14 protein-coding genes, 1 tRNA gene and 3 pseudogenes are annotated in these 15679 nt (G+C 71.0%); 5 read left to right on the top strand and 13 right to left on the bottom strand.

What is annotated here, in order from left to right; translation table 11 throughout:
- Positions 1–39: 39 nt before the first annotated feature.
- Positions 40–534 carry a MarR family winged helix-turn-helix transcriptional regulator gene (locus tag ACZZ0J_RS16305; RefSeq protein WP_214547451.1) on the bottom strand — a complete coding sequence of 165 codons (495 nt, stop codon included), beginning with the start codon at positions 532–534 and terminating at the stop codon, positions 40–42.
- A gap of 79 nt (positions 535–613) precedes the next feature.
- Between ACZZ0J_RS16305 and ACZZ0J_RS16310 the strand changes: the two genes are divergently transcribed.
- Positions 614–685: transfer RNA gene (locus tag ACZZ0J_RS16310), tRNA-Gln, on the top strand.
- 70 nt (positions 686–755) lie between these two features.
- Here ACZZ0J_RS16310 and ACZZ0J_RS16315 read toward each other — a convergent pair.
- The 4 genes and pseudogenes from ACZZ0J_RS16315 to ACZZ0J_RS16330 all read right to left on the bottom strand — a co-directional run bounded on the left by ACZZ0J_RS16315 (position 756) and on the right by ACZZ0J_RS16330 (position 4894).
- A complete protein-coding gene (locus ACZZ0J_RS16315; RefSeq protein ID WP_463438212.1) occupies positions 756–1694 on the bottom strand; it encodes an ABC transporter substrate-binding protein in 939 nt (312 codons plus the stop codon).
- Entirely contained in the window at positions 1694–2473 is a 780-nt protein-coding gene (locus ACZZ0J_RS16320) for an ABC transporter permease (protein WP_463437707.1), read from the bottom strand. Before ACZZ0J_RS16320 ends, ACZZ0J_RS16315 begins: the two co-directional genes overlap by 1 nt.
- A 136-nt stretch (positions 2474–2609) precedes the next feature.
- Positions 2610–3272 (bottom strand): annotated as a pseudogene (locus ACZZ0J_RS16325) (ABC transporter permease); the annotation flags it as partial.
- A gap of 20 nt (positions 3273–3292) precedes the next feature.
- Positions 3293–4894, bottom strand: a complete 1602-nt coding sequence (locus ACZZ0J_RS16330) for an alpha-L-fucosidase (protein ID WP_463437708.1) — start codon at positions 4892–4894, stop codon at positions 3293–3295.
- 79 nt (positions 4895–4973) lie between these two features.
- Between ACZZ0J_RS16330 and ACZZ0J_RS16335 the strand changes: the two genes are divergently transcribed.
- Complete coding sequence (locus tag ACZZ0J_RS16335) at positions 4974–5966, top strand: MFS transporter (RefSeq protein ID WP_463437709.1); 993 nt, start codon at positions 4974–4976, stop codon at positions 5964–5966.
- Positions 5906–6346, top strand: a complete 441-nt coding sequence (locus ACZZ0J_RS16340; protein ID WP_463437710.1) for an MFS transporter — start codon at positions 5906–5908, stop codon at positions 6344–6346. Before ACZZ0J_RS16335 ends, ACZZ0J_RS16340 begins: the two co-directional genes overlap by 61 nt.
- A 20-nt stretch (positions 6347–6366) precedes the next feature.
- Here ACZZ0J_RS16340 and ACZZ0J_RS16345 read toward each other — a convergent pair whose 3' ends face one another.
- The 5 genes and pseudogenes from ACZZ0J_RS16345 to ACZZ0J_RS16365 all read right to left on the bottom strand — a co-directional run bounded on the left by ACZZ0J_RS16345 (position 6367) and on the right by ACZZ0J_RS16365 (position 11052).
- The gene (locus tag ACZZ0J_RS16345) at positions 6367–7260 is read right to left on the bottom strand and encodes a helix-turn-helix transcriptional regulator (protein ID WP_463437711.1); all 894 of its coding nucleotides are present in this window, start codon (positions 7258–7260) and stop codon (positions 6367–6369) included.
- Positions 7261–7406: 146 nt separating this feature from the next.
- Positions 7407–9104 carry a CPBP family glutamic-type intramembrane protease gene (locus tag ACZZ0J_RS16350; protein WP_463437712.1) on the bottom strand — a complete coding sequence of 566 codons (1698 nt, stop codon included), beginning with the start codon at positions 9102–9104 and terminating at the stop codon, positions 7407–7409.
- 31 nt (positions 9105–9135) lie between these two features.
- Positions 9136–9537 carry an SDR family NAD(P)-dependent oxidoreductase gene (locus ACZZ0J_RS16355; protein WP_463438252.1) on the bottom strand — a complete coding sequence of 134 codons (402 nt, stop codon included), beginning with the start codon at positions 9535–9537 and terminating at the stop codon, positions 9136–9138.
- 202 nt (positions 9538–9739) lie between these two features.
- Positions 9740–10111: pseudogene (locus ACZZ0J_RS16360) on the bottom strand (SDR family NAD(P)-dependent oxidoreductase); the annotation flags it as partial.
- Positions 10108–11052: an alpha/beta hydrolase family protein gene (locus ACZZ0J_RS16365; RefSeq protein ID WP_463437713.1), complete on the bottom strand. Its 945-nt coding sequence runs from the start codon at positions 11050–11052 to the stop codon at positions 10108–10110. The pseudogene ACZZ0J_RS16360 and the gene ACZZ0J_RS16365, both read right to left, overlap by 4 nt.
- A gap of 158 nt (positions 11053–11210) precedes the next feature.
- Between ACZZ0J_RS16365 and ACZZ0J_RS16370 the strand changes: the two genes are divergently transcribed.
- Positions 11211–11864, top strand: coding sequence for a TetR/AcrR family transcriptional regulator (locus ACZZ0J_RS16370; RefSeq protein ID WP_463437714.1), 654 nt, complete (start codon positions 11211–11213; stop codon positions 11862–11864).
- Positions 11865–11895: 31 nt separating this feature from the next.
- On the opposite strand, the gene ACZZ0J_RS16375 is transcribed toward ACZZ0J_RS16370, so the two are convergent.
- From ACZZ0J_RS16375 to ACZZ0J_RS16385, 3 genes are all read right to left on the bottom strand, one after another.
- Positions 11896–12726 (bottom strand): SDR family NAD(P)-dependent oxidoreductase, encoded by an 831-nt coding sequence (locus tag ACZZ0J_RS16375; RefSeq protein ID WP_131880810.1) that lies wholly within the window; start codon positions 12724–12726, stop codon positions 11896–11898.
- A 136-nt stretch (positions 12727–12862) separates the two neighbouring features.
- Positions 12863–13936, bottom strand: coding sequence for a cysteine hydrolase family protein (locus ACZZ0J_RS16380; RefSeq protein WP_463437715.1), 1074 nt, complete (start codon positions 13934–13936; stop codon positions 12863–12865).
- An 84-nt stretch (positions 13937–14020) separates the two neighbouring features.
- Positions 14021–14578 carry a hypothetical protein gene (locus ACZZ0J_RS16385; RefSeq protein ID WP_463437716.1) on the bottom strand — a complete coding sequence of 186 codons (558 nt, stop codon included), beginning with the start codon at positions 14576–14578 and terminating at the stop codon, positions 14021–14023.
- Positions 14579–14898: 320 nt separating this feature from the next.
- On the opposite strand from ACZZ0J_RS16385, the pseudogene ACZZ0J_RS16390 reads away from it, so the two are divergent.
- Positions 14899–15456, top strand: a pseudogene (locus ACZZ0J_RS16390) (sensor histidine kinase); the annotation flags it as partial.
- Positions 15457–15679 lie beyond the last annotated feature (223 nt).

Genomic DNA, 15679 nt, shown 5'->3' on the forward strand with positions numbered 1-15679 from the left:
GGTCTCGGTCCAGCGGGTGAAGCGGTCGCAGCGGTCGGCTCAGTCGCCGAGGCCGAGGATGAGCCGCCGGAGCAGCCCGGCCAACTGGTCCTGCTCGGCGTCGGACACCCCGGACAGGATGCCCCGCTCCGCCGTCAGCAGGTCCGCGATGGCCGCGTCGACCGCGACCCGGCCGTTCGTCGTCAGTGACACGAGGATGCCGCGGCCGTCCTTCGGGTCCGTTCGACGCCCCACGAGCCCACGCGCCGTCAGCCGGTCGACCCGGTTCGTCATGGTGCCGCTCGACACCAGGGTCTGCTGCAGCAGGGTCTTCGGGCTCAGCTCGTACGGCTCACCCGCCCGTCGCAGGGCGGACAGCACGTCGAACTCCCACGGCTCCATGTCACCGGCGTCGAAGGCCGCTCGCCGGGCGCGGTCCAGGTGCCGCGCGAGCCGGTCCACGCGGGACAGCACCTCGAGCGGGCTGAAGTCGAGGTCGGCACGCTCACGACCCCACGCCGTGACGATCCGGTCGACCTCGTCCTGGTGCGGCATCCCTCCATCTTGGCCGAACCCGGGGCGGACGGCCAGCCTCGTCGGTCATGGGAGGATGGTCGAGCACCCACGGGTGCGTTCCGCCTTGGTGTAATGGCAGCACGACGGCCTTTGGTGCCGTTAGGTCCGGGTTCGAATCCTGGAGGCGGAGCCGACGGACGTGGCGGGCGGGGTGCTCCTGCGCGCAGCCCCGCCTCGCCACACCCGACGTCGTTCCTGGGCTACTTGAGCAGCCCCTCCTTGGTCAGCCAGTCCTTCGCGGCGGCCTGGGCCTGGGCCTTCTCGCTGCCCTCGACACGGTTGCGCAGCTGGATGAGGTCATCGGTCGTCAGCTTCTCGGACAGCTTGTTCAACGTCGACGCGAGCTTCGCGCTGTAGATGTCCTTGTTCAGGAACGGCAGGATGTTCTGCGACGCGATCAGGTTCTCGGGGTCCTTCAGCACGAGCAGCTTCTTCGTCACGAGGTCGGGTGACGTCGTGTAGATGTCGGCCACCTGGACGGTGTCGTCGACGAGTGCCTTGACCGTGTCGGGCCCGCCGTAGTCCTCGATCGACTTGAACGTGACCTTGTCAACACCGTACGTCGACTTGAGCCCGGGGATGCCGTACGGAAGGGTGCCGAACTGGGGGTTGGCTCCGAGCGTGAACGGCTCGATCTTGGAGAGGTCACCGATCGACGTGAGGCCGTTCTTCTCGGCCTCGGCCTGGGTCACGACGTAGGCGTCCTTGTCCTCGGCGGGGGACGGCTCGAGCACCTGGAAGTCCTTCGGGATCTCGGTCTTCAGCGCGGCGTCGACCTCTGCTGTCGTCTTCGCGGTGGCCTTGGTGTCGTAGAAGAACAGCAGGTTGCCGTTGTACTCCGGCATGAGGTTGATCGAACCGTCCTTGAGCGCGGGGATCGTGGTCTGCCGCGGGCCGAGGTTGAACTTGGTCGTCACGTCGAACCCGGCGTCCTTCAGGACGAGGGCGTACATGTTGCCCAGGATCTCGCTCTCCGGGAAGTTGAACGAGCCGACCACGATCGGCGTGCTGCCCGATCCGTCGTCTCCGCCCGACGCCGGCTTCGTGGGGTCCGAGGTGGAACAACCGGAGAGTGCCACGATCGCCCCGACCGCGATCACACCTGCGAGGATGCGTGTCCTGGTGCCTGCTGTGAACATCAGTGGTCCCTTTCGTCGACGGAGAGTGCCGTCACCGCGCGGCGCCGGAGTGACAGCGCGCGGACGTGTGTGCGGCGGCGACGGGTCTGCCCCTCGGGGCCGCGGCGGGTGAGGTGTTGTGCGAGGGCGAACAGGCCGTCGATCACGAGGGCGAGGACCGTCACGAGCAACGCACCACCGAGGATGAGGTCGTTGTCGTTCAGGCTGATGCCCGTCGAGATGATCGCGCCGAGCCCGCCCAGGGAGATGTACGACGCGATCACGACGGTCGCGATGACCTGGAGGACCGACGCGCGGATCCCGCCGATGATCAGCGGCAGTGACAGGGGGACCTCGACCTTGAGCAGGATCTGCAGCTCGGTCATCCCCACCGAGCGGGCGGCGTCCACCGTCTGCGGGTCCACGGACTCCACACCGGAGTAAGCCCCCGCGAGGATCGAGGGGATCGCCAGGACGACGAACGCGATGATGGACGCGATGAAGGCGGTCTGCGTGAACGGCACGGTCATCCCGATGATGACGAAGAGGGTGCCGAGCAGGCCCAGCGTCGGCAGCGCGCGCATGGACCCGCTGAACGCGATGACGAAGCTGCGCCCGCGCCCGGTGTGACCGATGTACAGGCCCAGTGGCAAGGCGATCAGGGCGGCGATGGCGACCGAGATGAACGTGTACAGCAGGTGTTCGCCGATCCGGTCCTGGATCGGGAGCGGCGTCTGGAGGCCAGGGCGGTAGTTCGCCGGGTCCAGGAGCCAGGCGACTGCGTGGAGGAAGAACTGCACGGTCAGGCCCCCGTTCGATCGTCGCCAACGCGGCCCGACGGCGCGACCGACGCGACCGCACCTGGATCCGTCGCGACCACGGCATCAGGACGCGCCCGAGCGCCACCAGGACGGTGTCGAAGACCAGTGCGACGAAGAGACTCGCTGCCACGCCGACCAGGATCTCCTCGAGGAACTGACGCTGTCGCCCGTCCGTGAACAGGAACCCGATGTTCGCGGACCCGACCAGGGCGCCGACCGAGACCAGGGCGACGGTGCTCGCCGAGACCACCCGCATCCCCGCGAGGAGGACGGGACCCGCCAACGGGAGCTCGACCGTCCAGAAACGGCCCCACGCGGAGTACCCCACCGAGGTGGCCGAGTCGACGACGTCCGCCGGGACGGCGGCGAACGCATCAGCTGCCAACCGCACCATGATGGCGACCGCGTACACCGACAGCCCCACGACGATGTTCACGGGATCCGTGATGCGGGTGCCGAGCAGGTAGGGCAGGATCACGAAGAGCGGCAGGGACGGGATCGTGTAGAGCAGACTGCCGCCGCCGACGATGACCGATCGGACTGCCTGCCACCGGTTCGCCACCCAGCCCAACGGCACCGCCACGACGAACCCGAGGACGATGGGCACGGCCGCGAGACCCGCGTGGGTGACCGTGAGGCCCCAGACGAGACCGAAGTTCGCGATGATCCAGTTCAGGTCAGCATCCCAATCCTCGTCGGACGACCGTTCGCCTGAGAGTAGTCGCGCCGCACCGTTCTGACCGCGACGGATCGTCGCGCCGGCGTCCCGCGCCGGCATCCCCGCGCCGGCATCCCCGGTCACTGGTGCAGGAAGTCCTCCCGCTCCTGCTCGACCACCGGCGCGAGTCGCACCCGGACCACCGGACCGGAGTCGACGCTGGTGATGCCGTCGAGCACGACCACGAGTGCGTCGGGGCGCTGCTCCCAGTCGACCTCGCCGTCGTGGCCCAGCACGGCGACGGACCGGATGGTGCGGCCCAGCAGGCCCGAGGCCGACCCGAACGCCCGGATGCGGGCCGACCCGTCGTCGGGATCGGCCAGCAGGGTCGCGTAGACGGCGTCGCCGGTGACGTCGTGGCGAGTGGTGAACCGGACGTCCTCGGCGGTGTACTCGACCGTGTCGGCGTCCACGAACGAACCCGCGGGACGAGTGGTCGGCCCCTCGCCCGAGATCGTCCACGGCCGGGTGCCGTAGATCGCCTCGCCGTTCACCGTGAGCCACGAGCCGATGCCCCGCAGGATGCGGATCTCGTCCTCGGGCAGGGTGCCGTCGGCCTTCGGCCCGGTGTTGAGCAGCAGCACACCGTTCTTCGCGACCACGTCGACGAGTTCGGCGACCAGGTCGCGCACGGTCTTGTAGTCGTGGCCCTCGATCCAGCTCCAGGCGGTCTTCGCGATCGCGGTGTCGTTCTGCCAGACGGTCTCCGGGGTGCTGCCCATCGCGCCACGTTCGATGTCGTACACGGCGCTGCCCGGGGCGAAGGTCTCCCACTTGTAGTTGATGACGACCTCGCGGCCCCACTCGGCGGCGCGGTTGTAGTAGTAGGCCGCCAGGGTCCGGACGTACGGCTGGAACGCGGGCTGCTCGATCCACCAGTCGAACCAGAGCACCTGCGGGCGGTACTTGTCGACGAGCTCGACGGTGCGGAGCAGCCAGTCCTCCAGGAAGCGCTCGTTCGGGGCGGTCTCCTCGCGCTGCGCCGGACCGTAGAAGTCGGTGTACCGCGGATCGAGCACGTCCGACGGCGTCTTCGTCCCGCCGTTCATGAAGAACCAGTGCTCGGCACGGTGGGACGACGCGCCGCGGACCATCCATGCCTCGTCCGCGGCGACGAGGAGCTCGCCGAACACGTCACGCCCGGGCCCGAGCTGCGCGGCACTCCAGCGGGAACGGTCGGTGTCGTACATCGCGAAGCCGTCGTGGTGCTCGGCGACCGGGACGACGAACTGCGCGCCGGCCTCGCGGAACACCCGGACCCACGCCGCGGCGTCGAAGTGCTCCATCGTGAACGAGGGGATGAAGTCCTTGTACCCGAACGCGTCGTGCGGGCCGTAGGTCCGGGCGTGGTGCGCGAACTCGGGCGTCCCGGCGCGGTACATGTCGCGGGAGTACCACTCGTTCCGGAACGCGGGGACCGAGAAGACGCCCCAGTGGACGAAGATCCCGAACTTGGCGTCCTGGTACCAGAGCGGTGCGCGGTACTGCTGCAGGGACGACCAGGTCGCGTCGTACGGACCCGAGCGCACGACGGCGTCGACCGCGGCCAGGGCCGCGGTGTTGTCCGACACGTCCACGGGCTCGGGCAGCGTGGTCGGGTCCAGCGGGGTGAGCGGTTCGTGCACGACGTGCTCCGATCGGTTGCGGCGGCTCGCGACGGCGATGTCGGGAGCGTGAGACATCCTATGTCTGTTCGATCTGGCGTGAGGGGTTCCCGGTCAGGGCATCCCCCGACGAGCACGGCCAGGGGAGCATCGAACCGTGACCGCTCCGACCGCAGCCGACGTCCCGACCGAGCAGGGCCCGCGCCGCGCCCCGCGGCTGACGCTCGTGCTCGCCTCGCTCGGCTTCTTCCTCATCACGCTCGACATCCTCATCGTGAACGTCGCGCTGACGACGATCGGCCAGGAGCTCGGTGGCAGCACGTCGGGGTTGCAGTGGGTGATCGACGCGTACACGCTGCTGTTCGCCTCGTTGCTGCTGTTCGCCGGCAACCTGTCCGAACGGATCGGCGCGAAGCGGGCGATCGGCTGGGGCATCGCCGGGTTCCTCGTGGCGTCCGTCGCGTGTGCCCTCGCCCCGTCGCTCGGCGCGTTGATCGCGGCGCGTGCGGTCCAGGGCGCGGCCGCCGCGGTGATGCTGCCCGCCTCGATGGCGCTCATGCGCCAGGCGTTCCCCGAGGCGCGCGAGCGGGCGCACGCCCTCGGCATCTGGGCCGTCGGCGGTGCGGTCGCCGGGGCGGTCGGGCCGATCCTCGGCGGCGCGCTGACGACGCTCGACTGGCGCCTCGTGTTCGCCATCAACCTGCCGGTGTGCGCCGTGATGCTCGGCATGCTCGTCCGGGTGGCACCGTCGCCTCGACGAGCGGCCCGGTTCGACGCGGCAGGTCAGGTCCTCGCCCTGCTCGCGCTCGGCGGCCTCGTCTTCGGGCTCATCGAAGGCGGTGCGTCGGGCTTCGGCCGCTGGGACGTGGTCGTCGCACTGCTCGTCGCTGCCGCCGCGGTCGTCGGGTTCCTGCTGGTGCAGGCCCACGGTCGGAACCCGATGATGCCGCTCGACCTGTTCCGCTCCGGTGGGATGCGGATCGCGCTCGGCGTCGGGTTCGCGTTCATGGTCGGCAACTTCGGCAGCGTCTTCGTCCTGAGTCTCTACCTGCAACAGCACCTCGGACTGTCCCCCTGGCCGCGGGGCTGGTGTTCCTGCCGTCCGCAGCGTTCAGCATCGTCGGCAACGTCGTCAGCGGCACCCTCGTGAACCGGTTCGGTGCTCGGGTCCCCGTGGTCGCGGGACTCACCACGATGGTGCTCGGTCTCGTCGTGATGATCGTGCTCGCGCCGTACGACTCGGTCGTCGCGGTCGCGGTGTGCACGATCCTGACCGGTGCGGGCGGATCGGTCGCGATGCCGCCCGCGACGTCGGTCGTCCTCGCCAGCGTCCCCGCTGAACGGTCGGGGACAGCGAGTGCGGTGTTCAACACCTTCCGGCAGGTCGGTGGGGCGGTGGCGATCGCGGTCTTCGGGGCGTTCCTGGCCGACCGGTCGCAGTTCGTCGTCGGGACGCAGACCAGCTTCGTGGTCGCAGCCGTGGTACTCCTCGTCGCTGCTCTGGCCGCGACCCGCATCAGGACCGAGTGACCGCGGGCGACGACGCAGCGTCAGCTCCGGACGTCGGTCCCAGGGCGTTCGGCGGTGTCGCGCTGCTCCGTCGCGGCGACCGAACCGAGCAGACGGAGCGCGTCGGCGGTCGGCGAGCCGGGTTCCGCGCTGTAGAGCAGGAGGCTCAAGCGCGGGTCGCTCATGAGCCGCGACCCCTCGAAGTGCAGGTCGAGAGCACCGACGACGGGGTGGACGAACTGCTTCTCGCCCGTGGCGTGCCGACGGACGTCGTGCGAACCCCACTTCGCCCGGAACTCCGCGCTGCGCGTCGAGAGCTCACCGATCAGGGCCTGCAGGTCCTCGTCGTGGGGGTCGTGGCCGGCCGCAGTGCGGAGGATCGCGACGCTCTGGTCGGCGGCGACGTCCCAGTCCGGGTGGAACGCGTCGGCCCAGTCCCGGTCCAGGAACGCGGCGCGAGCGAGGTTCGGCCGCTCCGCCTTCCGGAACAGGTCCGCGTAGAGCGCCCGGCCGAGCGCGTTCGCACCGAGCAGGTCGAGTCGGTCGTTGCGGATGAACGCCGGGCCGCCGGTGAACGCGTCGAGCGTGTACTGCAGCCCGACGCGCAGGGTCTTCGGCGTCGCTGCACGGCGCTGTCCACAGACCGGGGAGGCGTTCGCCGCTCGTGCGAGGTCGAACAGGTGGTCGCGCTCCGCGTCGTCGAGGAGCAGCGCACCGGCGATGGCGTGCAGGACGCCGTCGGAGACTCCGGAGAGGCTGCCGCGCTCGAGCCGCGAGTAGTACTCCACACTGACGTCGGCGAGCATCGCGACCTCACTGCGGCGGAGCCCGGCCACGCGCCGGTTGGGCCCACCGGGCAGGCCCACCTGGTCCGGGCGCACCCGGGCACGGCGGCTGACGAGGAAGTCCTTGACGTCGTCCCGATTCGTGCTCATGAGGCGACCCTACGAGTCCGCGCCGGGGCGCGGGGTGCACTGCCAGGACACCGGACGGGAGGCACGGTGCCAGCTGGCACCGCGCCTCCCGTCCGCCCTGTGGCGCGTCCACCGCGCCCCTGGCGTGGTCACGCGCGCGACGGCGTTCAGGCGCTCGCTGTCGCCCCGATGATCGCGGCGGTGAAGAGCACCCAGTCGTTGATGATGTGCGCGCCGGTGCTGACCGCGATGTTCTTCGTGCGGATGTAGGCGAGGGTGAGGACCAGACGTGCGACGCCGATGATCAGCAACGCCTGCGCGAAGTTCCACCCGTACGTCGGCAGGTGCGCTGCACCGAACCAGATCGCAGTCGCGAGCCAGGCGATGAGGATGCCCTGGGTGCGGGTGAGTCCGATGCGGTGGCACAGCGCCATGACCGCCAGGAACGGCAGGATCGTGAAGAGCTCTTCGCCCAACAGTTGGATCGCGGTCCCGACGTAGAACGCGACGATCTCACCCGCTCCGTGGATGCCGTCGGTCGCGGTGTTGGCATTGGTGCCGAAGATCGCCTTGACGATGATCCCGACCGTGAACGACACGATGAGGTTGAGGATCGCGAACACGATCATGGTGCCGAAGTCGCGTGCAGTGGTGCGTTGGAAGATGCGCGCCCAGTGTCGTCTCGTGAAGGCGATGAGGACGGCGAGCATGATCGCGGTGAAGAGGAACCGTGGCACGAGCGACTGGATGTTGTCCGCCGCCGGGTAGAAGCTCAGCACCGTGATGGCGGCCACGCACGCGACGACGATCGTCACCCACTGCCATGCGGGGATCCGGATCGGGTCGCCGTCGTAGAACGGGAAGTCCCGACCGTCCTGCCGTTCGATCGCCCTGCCGTAGCGTCGAGCCTCGGTTGCCATGACGTGTCCCCTCGTTCGTTGCATCGCCCTGCGGTGCATCTCGTCTGCACCAGAAGAGAAGCTACCGGCGGAGCCGGTCATCGGTGTGCTGAACCGTCGCCCTGCAGCCGCCGCACCTGCGGCCGGAACCAGAACACGAAGACCGCGACGACGTACAGGGCTTCGAGGACGATGCTGGCCGGCACGTTCCAGTCGCGGACCGGCCCGTCGATCACGGCGTCGTTGAGGCCGTGGATCGCGGCGGCGCCGAGGTACGCGAGCACGCCGACACCGATCGCCCTGCCCGTCGGCAGCGTCTTCGCGGCGAGCCAGATCAGGACCGCTGCGCCGACGGTGATCAGGGTGCGAGACCTCGGCGATGATGCGGACGATGACGTCCATCATCATGACGAACGGCGCATCGGACGGAGCCTTCGCGCCGTCGAGGATCGGGTCGAGCGAGGTGATGATGTAGCTGATGCCCTCGAGGAACCCCAACCAGGCGGCGGCCACGAGCACCAGCCACGCGCCGAGCCTGGGGGAGCGGTAGGTGCGCGAGGACAGCAGCAGGATGACGGGCACCAGGAGCTTCAGGAACTCCTCGACGAGCCCGGGCCAGATCAGGCCGCCGGGCAACAGGCTCGCGATGCCGTTCAGGCTCCCGGCGAGCAGCATCGCGATGGTCCCCCAGACGAGGCCGAGCCACAGCGCCTGCACGCGGTGGGGCAGACCGGCCAGGGAGACCTTCTGCCGGAAGTACCAGCCGATGGCCACGAGCGGGACCCCGATGCCGATGATCGCGGCGATGACCACCACCACGAGCGAGTAGGGCGGCAGGCCGTCCCCGACCGTGGCCTCGCGGCCGCCGGAGAGCATCAGGCTGCCACCCCAGTACCCGAGGAGAGCACCGGCGGCAGCGCCCGCGAGGCCGACGATGAGTGGTGCGGTCCCACGGGGTCGCGTCATGGGAACGAAGCTACCAGCGGGCACGACGCCCTCAGGCGGTCAGCTGCACACTGACCTCCCACAGCCGCCGGGCCTCGTCGGCGTCGAGCATCGCCGAGTTCGCGTCCGACGGGATGCTGTCCGCGGTGAGCGGCCGGACCTCGTCGTCGACCACGGCGACGTCGCTGTCCTTCAGGTAGACCCCGCCGACGCCGTCGAGCAGCGGGCTGGCGGCACCGAACACGAGCGTCGCCGCCCCCTGCTCGATCGTCTTCTTGCCGTGTTCGGGGTCGACCACCGTCGCGCCGTCCTCGTCGACCAGCCCCTGCTCGCGGTACGAGGCGATCCGGGACTCGTCGTGCGGGCCCGGGCCGATGATCACCCCGGGGTGCGCGGCGAACGACCGGATGCCCCGGTCGGCGTACCGGCGGTCCAGCTCGACCGCGAACAGCACGTTCGCCCGCTTGGCCTGCCCGTAGGCCGCAGCGGCGTCGTAGCCGCTGGCGAACGCCGGGTCGTCCCACCGGATCTGCCCGAAGCGGGCGGCGCCGGACGTGACGTTCAGGACCCGCGCACCACGGGCCTCCAGAAGGGAGGAGGAGCGCCCGCGTGAGCCGGAAGTGCCCGAGGTGGGACGTCGAGAACGACAGCTCGTTGCCGCGGGCGTCGAGCCGCCGGTCCGGCGTGAAGAGCATCGCGGCGTTGTTGACCAGGGCGTGGAGCGGGCGCCCGGAGGCCGTCCAGCGTGCGGCGAAGGCGTCGATCGACGCCGGGTCGGTCAGGTCGAGATGCTCGACCCGGACCCCGGGGATGCCGGCGACGGCGGCGCTCGCGCGGTCGGTGTCGCGGGACGCGACGGTGACCGTGGCGCCGGCGGCTGCGAGGGCGCGGCTGGCCTCGCGTCCGAGGCGGCCGTGACCGCCCGTGACGACGACGTCCCGGCCGGTCAGGTCGACACCGTCGAGGACGTCGGTGGCGGTGGACGACGCGGTGAAGGGGGTGGGGAGCGGGTGCTGGTCGGTGATCACGAGTGGTCCTCCTTCGAGTCGATGTGGCCGACTGCGTCGATGTGGCCGACTGCGTCGATGTGGCCGACTGCGTCGCCGGCTTCGGCAGAGGCGATGGCATCGGCCGTCGCGGACCACGCGTCGTCGTCGAGCCCGAGCGCGGTCCGGAGGAACGCCGTGGTGGTGCGGCGGACCAGGTCCACGCGCTCCGGGCTCTCGTCGGTCGTGGCGGTGGACGCGTAGTCCTGGATGCCGCCGAGCAGGTGCTCCCCGCCGTGTACGGTCACCAGGTGCCGGGCGCCGGGGCTGTGGTGGTAGACGTCGGTGAACCAGTCCGGCCCGCGCGTGGAGAGCCGGGACTGGTCGTGGTCCCCGGCGACGACGAGCGACGGGGTGCGCAACTGGCTGAAGTCCGGGCTCATGAAGGGGAAGTGCTCCTGCGCGAACGGCGTCAGGTCGGCTCCACCGAACCCGGTGGTGGAGAGCAGGACCCCGGCCCGCACGCGGTGGTCGGTGCGGTCCTCGCCGGGCTGTCCGTCCGCCCCGATCACCCGGGCACCGAGGAGCATGCCGACGGACTGGCCGCCCCACGAGTGCCCGGCGACCGCGAGGTTCGCCTGGTCGACACGTCGGGCGAGGCCGGGGACGGCGGCGATGAGGACGTCGAGGTCGTCGATGACCCGCTCGAGGTCGTCGACCCGGGTCTGCCAGATCGTCGCGTAGCGGGGGTCGTCGAGCGTCAGGCCGTAGCCCGTCGAGTCGAGGAAGGTGGGCTGGACGACGACGAACCCGTTGGCGGTCCAGTGGTCGACGAGCGGGTCGCCGCCGGTCGTCGACTGCCCGAAGCCGTGGGCGAAGACGATGACGGGCAGCTCGGTGCCCGTGATCGGGGCGGTGATCCGGACCTCGAGGTCGTGGCCGCGTGACGGCGCGGGCAGGGTGACGGGGCGCACGCTGATCACCTGGGGAGCGTTGCTGTTGCTGGCATCGGGGGTCCTTCCGGAAGTGGTCGTCACTCGAAACGGAGCGACGTTCCGGAACGATACGGAACAGCGCTCCGGATTGCAAGCGAAACGGATCGCCGTTCCGTTCCGTGCGCAGACCGTGCGATGATCGGGGGATGAGCACGCCGTCGAACGACTCCGCGCCGTCGAACGACACCGCGCCGTCCAACGACACCGCGCCGCCCCGGCGTCGCCGCGACGTCGAACGGAACGAGCGGACGATCCTCGACGCCGCGGCCGGTGTCTTCGCCGCGTCCGGCGTCGGTGCGCCGGTGCGCGAGGTCGCCGCCGCCGCCGGCGTGGGAGTGGGTACGCTCTACCGGCACTTCCCGACCCGCTCGGACCTGGTCGTCGCCGTCTACCGGCACCAGATCGAGGCCCTGGCCGAGGCCGGCCCCGTGCTGCTCGACTCGGCGCCGACGTCGTTCGACGCGATCCTGCGCTGGGTGCACCAGTTCGTCGACTTCCTCGGCACGAAGCACGGCCTGGCGCGCGTGTGGGAGGGCGACGCCGACGGCTTCACCGCGCTGCACACGCTGTTCGTCGACGAGCTCGTCCCCGTGCTCGGCGGCATGCTCGACGCCGCTCGCGCATCGGGCGAGGTGGTCGCGTCGGTGTCGCCGTACCAGCTGCTCCGCGCCGTCGGCGACCTGGTCGCGTGGAGCCCCCAGGACCCGGACTACGACGTGCGGACGATCGTGACGCTGCTGGTCACCGGCTTGCGGCAGGCGCAGCCGCCGGTCACCCCTGCGCCGGAGACCGGCGCGTAGCGCGCCGACGACCGACGCGGAGCGCGCCCGGTCAGACCGCGTGCAGCATCGCCACGCTCCGGTCCCACAGCTCTCGGGCCAGGTCGGCGTCCTCGGCCTGCGCGTTCGGTGCCGCCACCTTGCGCTTCACGTAGTACTCGCCGGTCGGGTAGTCGCGACCGGGGGTGTTGTCGGCCAGGTACACGAGTGTGTCGGCGCCCTTCTCCGGGGTCGTCAGGAACACGTGGCGCAGGGGCGTGTGGTACACGAGGTACATCGGCGAGGTCTTGTCGTTCGAGAACCCGGTGCTGATCGTGCCGGGGTGGAACGCCGTCGACGTCACACCTCGGTCGCGGTACCGGCGGTCGAGTTCCTTGGTGAACAGGATCTGCTCGAGCTTCGAGTCGCCGTAGGCCTTGGTGGCCCGGAAGTGCCGTTCGGCGTCGAGGTCGTCGATGTCGACGCGGCCGAAGAGCTTGTTCGCGACGCTCGAGGTGTTGATGACCGTTCCGCCGGACGCGACGAGCCGGTCCATCAGCAGCTCCGTGAGCAGGAACGGCGCCAGGTAGTTGACCTGGAACGTCAGCTCGTGACCGTCGACGGTGACCTGGCGGCCCGCGCTGAAGATGCCGCCGGCGTTGTTGGCCAGCACGTCGATCCGCGGGCAGCGTTCGAGCAGGTCGTCGGCGAGCCCCCGGACGGCGGACAGGTCCGAGAAGTCGGCCACGAAGTGGTCGACGCCGAGGTCGCGGGCGACCCGCTCGGTCTTCGCGGGGTTGCGACCGACCACCACGACCTCGTTCCCGCGGCGGACGAGCTCCCGCGCAGCGGCGACGCCGATGCCGTCGCTGGCGCCGGTGATGACGATGGTCTTCGCGGCCATGGGTGCTCCTCGGGTCGGGGCGAGCGTGCGCTCGGCTCCGTCCGTCCTACAGGGTCGGCCCTGAACGGAGCACGTGACGGACGGGAGGCACGTGGCGGGCCCGCCACGTGCCTCCCGTCCGCCGCCCGGTCGCCGCTCAGGCCGCGCCCGGCCCCGCCAGGTCGGCTGTCTGCACGACGACGCCGAGGGCGGGGAACACCGACCGGAACCGGGCGGCATGGGCGTCCGGGTCCGGGTCGTTCGTGGCGTCCTCGACGAGGACGACGTCGTAGCCCAGGTCGTACGCGGCCCGAGCCGTGGACTCGACGCCGAAGGTCGTCGCCTGGCCGACCACGACCACCTCGGTGACGCCGTCGGCGCGCAGCCGCTCGTCGAGGCCGGTGCCGGCGAAGGCGCTCCACCCGCCGCGGGTCAGGTTGCCGTCGGCGTCGGCCCGTTCGAGCAGCAGGGAGCCGTAGGCGACCGGAGCCAGGCGGGGGCCGCCGCCGTACTGGGTCGCGCCTGCCGGGGTCGTGGCGGGGTCGTGGCGGATGAACACCACCGTGCCGCCGCCGCCACGGGTGACGCGGGCGAGGGTCTCGACGTTGGCCACGACGGTCTCGACGGGGTGGGTGCGCTGGTACGGCGCGGTCCCGGCCTGCAGGTCGACGACGATCAGGGCGGTGTGTTCGGTGCGGGTGCGGGTCACCGGTCCAGGGTGCTCGACCGTCGGGCGCGGCGCGTACTGCGTCTGCGGTATCCCGGTCGCGGTCACCGGCCGGCCGGTCGGTGGGTGCGTGCACGCGTCGATCGCGGCGTACTCGCGGCTGAGTGCGGTCTGGTTCCGCTCGGTGCGCCACGACCGGATGCCGGGCGCTGCGGCCACGGCGGCGATCCACACGCCGGCATAGACGAGGACCGGCACGAGCGTCGGGTCCCCGCCGAGGGCGAGCAGACCGCCGAGCGCGACCGCCAGCACGGCGACCGCGGAACCGGCGATGTCGACGACACCGGCGAGCCGTGCGGGCTGCTGCTCGAGGGCGGCGATCCGGGTAAGTGCACGCTCGGCACGACGCTCGAGGAGCGGTCGTGCCGGGTCGGGGCGGGTGCGCAGACGCTGGAGCAGCAGGGACGTCGTGCCGAGCCGTCCGCCCTGCACGGTCACCGTCCAGCCGAACTGCTCCAGCGTGTGCCGGTGGAGCGACACGAACGCGGTCGGTGCGTACAGCACCCGGGTCTCCAGGTGGCGGGGGCCGGCGCGTGCAGGACAGCGCCGGCCCGGGCGGTGGTGTTCGTCATCGGGCTCGGGCCGCGCTCAGGCGGTCCGGCGGCGACTGGCCGCCTCGCACGCGCCGTAGACGACGTCGAACTGGCGGTCGACGGCCGGACGGATCCGCTTGGTGCGCGCCGCGCGGACGAGCTGGAAGGCCACGGGAGCGATCGCCCAGTTGACCAGGCCGCCGGCTCCGACGAGGAACACCGTCACCGGGTCGAGCCCGCCGAGCAGGTCGGGGACGGCCACGGTGTCCTGCATCGCGAACACCGAAGCGGCCAGCAGGACGCTGCCGATCGCGCCGAGGGTGTACGCGACCACCGACGCCGCGGTCGTGCGGGACCGTTCGAGGGCGTCGATCGTGGCCAGGGCGGTCTCGGCGTTCTGCTGGAGCTCGGTCAGTTCGACGGAGCGGACGGCACGGTCGCGGCGGAGGCCGAGGGTGCGCCGGCGGGTCGGTCCGACCGTTCGGTCCGAGCCGTCGGGCGTCCAGCCGAAGTTGCGGTAGGTGTCCGCGTACAGGGCGTCCTTGCCCCGTGGGACCTCGACCGTGCAGTAGTCGTAGGTCATGGGGGTGGTGTTCGTCGTGGTCAGCGTCATGGCGGTACCTCCGGTCGGTGCCGGATCGTTCCGGCCTGGTGTCGATCGTCCCGGGGACGGGCCGCGGGCAGATCCCCGATCGGTGGTACCCCCGACTACTGCGTTCGCAGTAGCCGGGCCGTTGACCCGCACGACAGGATGAGTGCATGCGGCGACTGCGGGCGATCTGGGGTTCGTGGCGTCCGGACGACCGCTGGGTGTTCCGCGGCACGGCCGCCGTCGTCCTGCTCGCGTGCGCGATCGAGTCTGGTCGGGTGATCGCGGCCGACGCCGGACCGGGGCCCGGCATCGCGGTCGCTGCGACCGTGCTCGCCGTCGTCATGGCGCCGTGGACACCGTGGGCGGCGCTCTGCCTCGCCACGATCGCGCCGGTGCTCGGAGGACTGTCTGGTTGGTCGCCGATCGTGACCTGGAGCTGCGCCGTGCTGCTGCTGTTCGCGGTGTCCTCGCGGGAAGGGCACCCGGTCCGCGCCGCGGCGATCGTCGCTCCCGGTGTGGTCATCGGCACGCTCCTCGCGCCGGGAGAGGGCGGTGCGGCGCCGACCGCCCTCGGCGCCCTCATCTCCGTCGTCGCCGCGGCGGCCATCGGCTCGGGGCTGCGGGTGCAGCACCAGTACCGGGCGTCGTTGGAACAGCGCGCCGCCGATGCCGTCGCCACGCGGGAACTCGAGGCCGAACGCCGCGTGGCCGAGGAACGCGTCCGGATCGCGCGGGACCTGCACGACGTCATCGGGCACGAGATCGCGGTGGTCAGCATGCAGCTCGGGGTCGCCGAGGTCACCCTGCCCGCCGGGGCCGACGAGGCCCGGCGCGCGCTGGACGCCGCCCGCGATGGCGTGCGGAACGTCCTCACGGAGACGCAGCACGTCCTGACGGTGCTCCGTTCGGCGTCGGGCAGCGATGCCGACCTCGACGACCCGACGGCACCAGCCCCCGGCATCGAGCAGCTCCCCGGACTCATCGCGTCGTACGAACGGATCGGCCTCGACGTCGATGCCCGACTGGACGACATCGGCCCGGTCTCCGCGCCGATCGGTGTGACGGTCTACCGGGTGTTGCAGGAGTCGCTCACCAACGCCCACCGGCACGGCGAGGGCCGGA

Source organism: Curtobacterium sp. AC272, from assembly GCF_979258155.1.

Bases quoted from the DNA above. Each gene is read 5' to 3' on its own strand.
- ACZZ0J_RS16370 (WP_463437714.1), top strand. From the start codon at position 11,211: ATGAGCACGCCGTCGAACGACTCCGCGCCGTCGAACGACACCGCGCCG.
- ACZZ0J_RS16375 (WP_131880810.1), bottom strand. From the start codon at position 12,726: ATGGCCGCGAAGACCATCGTCATCACCGGCGCCAGCGACGGCATCGGC.
- ACZZ0J_RS16305 (WP_214547451.1), bottom strand. From the start codon at position 534: ATGCCGCACCAGGACGAGGTCGACCGGATCGTCACGGCGTGGGGTCGT.
- ACZZ0J_RS16350 (WP_463437712.1), bottom strand. From the start codon at position 9,104: ATGACGCGACCCCGTGGGACCGCACCACTCATCGTCGGCCTCGCGGGC.
- ACZZ0J_RS16315 (WP_463438212.1), bottom strand. From the start codon at position 1,694: ATGTTCACAGCAGGCACCAGGACACGCATCCTCGCAGGTGTGATCGCG.
- ACZZ0J_RS16330 (WP_463437708.1), bottom strand. From the start codon at position 4,894: ATGTCTCACGCTCCCGACATCGCCGTCGCGAGCCGCCGCAACCGATCG.
- ACZZ0J_RS16345 (WP_463437711.1), bottom strand. From the start codon at position 7,260: ATGAGCACGAATCGGGACGACGTCAAGGACTTCCTCGTCAGCCGCCGT.
- ACZZ0J_RS16385 (WP_463437716.1), bottom strand. From the start codon at position 14,578: ATGACGCTGACCACGACGAACACCACCCCCATGACCTACGACTACTGC.